The sequence below is a fragment of the uncultured Leptotrichia sp. genome (genome assembly GCF_938036635.1).
Taxonomy (GTDB): domain Bacteria; phylum Fusobacteriota; class Fusobacteriia; order Fusobacteriales; family Leptotrichiaceae; genus Leptotrichia; species Leptotrichia hongkongensis.
In genome coordinates this window covers 1-3,673 of record NZ_CALHQO010000316.1, presented here as the reverse complement: position 1 = coordinate 3,673, position 3,673 = coordinate 1, and the positions used below count along the sequence as shown (strand labels likewise).

Below are 3,673 nucleotides of genomic sequence, written 5' to 3'. Positions count from 1 at the left end.
TTGCTAGTCAAAATTCTTTTTATTCCGTCGTTATCCAATCCTTCTCTTTCTTCATCAGTTAAAGTTAATTTAGTATCTTCAGCTTTTTTCTTTGCCATTTTATCTCCTTTAATTTTAATAAATTTTACTTTTAGTTTTTTCAACTTTTATTATTTTACACTATTTTTTAAAAAATTTCAAGGAATAATTTTAGATTTAATTTGATTTTAATTAGAACTTGTAAATAATGACATATTATTTACTTAACATTCTACTCAAAAATTCCTTAGTTCTTTCATGTTTTGGATTTTCAAAGATATTTTCAGGCTTGTCATCTTCCACAATCACACCTTGATCCATAAATACAACTCGACTTGAAACATCATGGGCAAAATCCATTTCATGTGTTACAACTATCATCGTAAGTCCACTTTTTGCCAAATCTTTCATTACTTTCAGAACCTCTCCAACCATTTCAGGATCTAACGCTGATGTCGGCTCATCAAATAATAAAACTTCTGGCTGCATTGCCAATGCTCTTGCTATTGCTACCCGCTGCTTCTGACCACCCGAAATTTGATTTGGCTTTGCATGAACAAAACGTTCCATTCCTACTTTTGCCAAAAATTCTCTTGCTGTTTTTTCAGCCTCATCTCTTGACTTTTTCAAAACTTTCATTTGTCCAATTACACAGTTTTCTAAAACACTTAAATTATTAAACAAATTAAACTGCTGAAATACCATTCCTACTTTTTCCCGCAATGTAACAAGCGACACATCTCCTGCCATTGCATCTTTTCCATGAATTAAGACTTGTCCGCTAGTAGGCTTTTCAAGTAAGTTTATACATCTTAAAAGTGTTGATTTTCCACTTCCAGATGAACCAATTATACTTACAACTTCCTTTTCATAAACATCAAAGTTTACATCCTTTAAAACTGTTCTCTTTCCAAAATCTTTTCTAATATTTTTTATTTCAATAACTTTTTTACTCATTATTTCTCCTCCCCATTAGAATCATCCAAAATTTCAAAATGTTGAGGCCCGTCAATTCGTTTTTCGATTTGTTTTAAAATTAATGATAATGTAAATGTTAAGAAGAAGTAAATCACACTTGTTATAATAAATACTTCATAATAACGTGAGTAAGTTCCCACAACAGAATTTGAAATAAAGAACAGTTCAGTAACACTTATTACATTTAATACAGATGTATCTTTAATATTTACAATAAGCTCATTTCCAATCATTGGTAAAATATTTCTAAACATCTGTGGAAAAATGATACTTTGCATCAACTGAAAATTCGTCATTCCAATAGCTTTTGCTGCTTCAAACTGTCCGTTATCAATGGAATCAATCCCTCCACGTATAATTTCACTCATATATGCACCTGTATTTATTGATACAATAAACAGTGCCGCTACCATTGGTGACAGATTAATATGAAATACTTGTGATAATCCATAATAAATTACCATTGACTGCACTATCATTGGGGTTCCTCTAAATACAGCAATATAGATTGAAGAAAGCCAGTTTAAGAATTTTAAGCCAGTTTTTTTATACTTATGAGACTGTCCATCAATTTCTGCTTCTGAATACCTTAATAATGCAACCAGTAATCCAATGAAAAATCCAACTACTGTACCCGTAATTGAAATATACAGTGTTGAAAGTGTACCTTTCAAAAAAGTCATCCAGTCGTTTTTAATAAAAAATATTACCCATCCAAAAAATGAACGTGAGGCTTCATTTGGCTGATTTTGTATAGACTTTTCCATGATACGTTGACGTACTTTAGGAGTTAAATTTTCATCTAATATTTTATTGATTTTTCCCTCCAGCTCTGTATTTCCTAATTTCATTCCAATAGCTACATTCACTTCTTCTGTATCGTATTTAAATCCTGTATTTTTATCAAATGAAATGAATTTTAAATTAGGATTTGAAAACTGAGCCGCCATAGCTCCCGGTCTTTCTGATATGTATCCATCTATTTTCCCTGAATTTAATGCTACTATCATAGCTGGAAAACTTTCCATTGCAGTTTGCTTCTGTACACCTTTCATCTGATCAATAACATCATAGTGAAGTGTGTTTAATTGCCCTGTAATTTTCGCTCCCACAAAATCATTAATCGACTTGGCGTTTGCATATTTTCCATTCTTTTTCACAACTACTACTAAATCTGATTCATAATATGGTTTTGAAAATGTTAGACTTTGACGTCTTTCAGGCGTTGCAGACATTCCCGCTATAACTAAATCAACTTTTCCAGAAGTCAGTGCAGGACCAAGCAATGCTTCCCATTTCGTTTTTACAATTACCAGATTTTTATTTAATTTTTTTGCAATAACTTTGGCTATTTCAACGTCATATCCCCCACAATAACCTCCATCAACTTTTATAGCACCATTTTTAGCGTCATTTTGAAACCAGTTGAAAGGAGCATATCCACACTCCATCCCAACCTTTATGTCATCACTATAGCCTGTTATGAAAGTTGCAACAAAAACTAATAATATTAATATTTTATTTCTTATTGTACTAAATTTCATATTTTATTATAATGCTCCTTTTTTTATTAAAGTTTCAGCTATTTGAATTGTGTTTGTAGCAGCACCTTTTCTTATATTATCTGCTACAACCCATAAATTCAAGGCATTATCTGCTGAAAAATCTCTTCTGATTCTTCCAACATAAACTTCGTCAGTATCCTGAGCATTTATAGGCATTGGATAAATATTATTCTTACCATCATTTTGTACTATAACTCCTTCTTTTTCCTCAAACGCACGAATTACATCTTCCAATTCAAATGGTCTTTCTAATTCGACATTTACAGATACTGCATGTCCATATCTAACCGGTACTCTCACACAAGTCGCAGTTGCTTTTAAATCTGGCAAGTTTAATATTTTTCTAGTTTCATTAATCATTTTTTCTTCTTCTTTTGTATATCCATTATCTAAGAAAACATCAATATGCGGCAATGTATTAAATGCAATTTGATGAGGATATCCTTTTGAAGGCTCCCCTTTTAGATTAGCTTCCAAATCATCAAGTCCTCTCTGTCCAGAACCTGCCACAGCCTGATAAGTTGAATAGACTACTCTTTTTAATCCATATTTTTCTTGTAAAACTTTTAATACAGGCATTACCTGAATTGTTGAACAATTTGGATTTGCAATAATTCCTTGATGATTTTCCAGTGCTTCTGGATTAGCTTCAGGAACTATTAACGGAATATTCTTATCCATTCTCCAAGCGCTGCTGTTATCAATAACAACTGCACCTTTTGCCTTAAATTTTGGAGCATATTCAAGTGATACTCCTCCACCAGCCGAAAATAAAGCCACATCAATATCATCAGCTATTGTGTCATCTTTTAGTTCAATAACAGTATATTCTGCTCCATTAAATTCAATTTTTTTACCAGCTGAATTTTTTGAAGCATAAAGGTATAATTTTTCTACTGGAAAGTTTCTTTCCTTTAAAACTTTTAGAAATGTTCTTCCAACAAGCCCTGTTGCCCCAACAATTGCTACTTTGTAATTTTTCATTATTTTTCCTCCTAAAAACTTTTTTGATTAAGGCTCTGTATCTAAATTTTTATTATTTTTCAAATTACCCTAATTCTAATACATATATAATACACTATTCTCATCTCTTTTTCAATATAAAAATAATA

Annotated in this window: 3 protein-coding genes; all 3 read right to left on the bottom strand. The window is 31.4% G+C overall.

The window, feature by feature from the left end; translation table 11 throughout:
- Positions 1 to 234: 234 nt before the first annotated feature.
- The 3 genes from Q0370_RS06310 to Q0370_RS06300 are packed head-to-tail and all read right to left on the bottom strand — an operon-like array spanning position 235 to position 3,545.
- Positions 235 to 975, bottom strand: a complete 741-nt coding sequence (locus Q0370_RS06310) for an amino acid ABC transporter ATP-binding protein (RefSeq protein WP_299573557.1) — start codon at positions 973 to 975, stop codon at positions 235 to 237.
- Positions 975 to 2,540: an ABC transporter substrate-binding protein/permease gene (locus Q0370_RS06305; protein WP_299573554.1), complete on the bottom strand. Its 1,566-nt coding sequence runs from the start codon at positions 2,538 to 2,540 to the stop codon at positions 975 to 977. The genes Q0370_RS06310 and Q0370_RS06305 overlap by 1 nt, the downstream gene beginning before the upstream one ends.
- Positions 2,541 to 2,546: 6 nt before the next feature.
- Positions 2,547 to 3,545, bottom strand: a complete 999-nt coding sequence (locus Q0370_RS06300; RefSeq protein ID WP_299573551.1) for an aspartate-semialdehyde dehydrogenase — start codon at positions 3,543 to 3,545, stop codon at positions 2,547 to 2,549.
- Positions 3,546 to 3,673 lie beyond the last annotated feature (128 nt).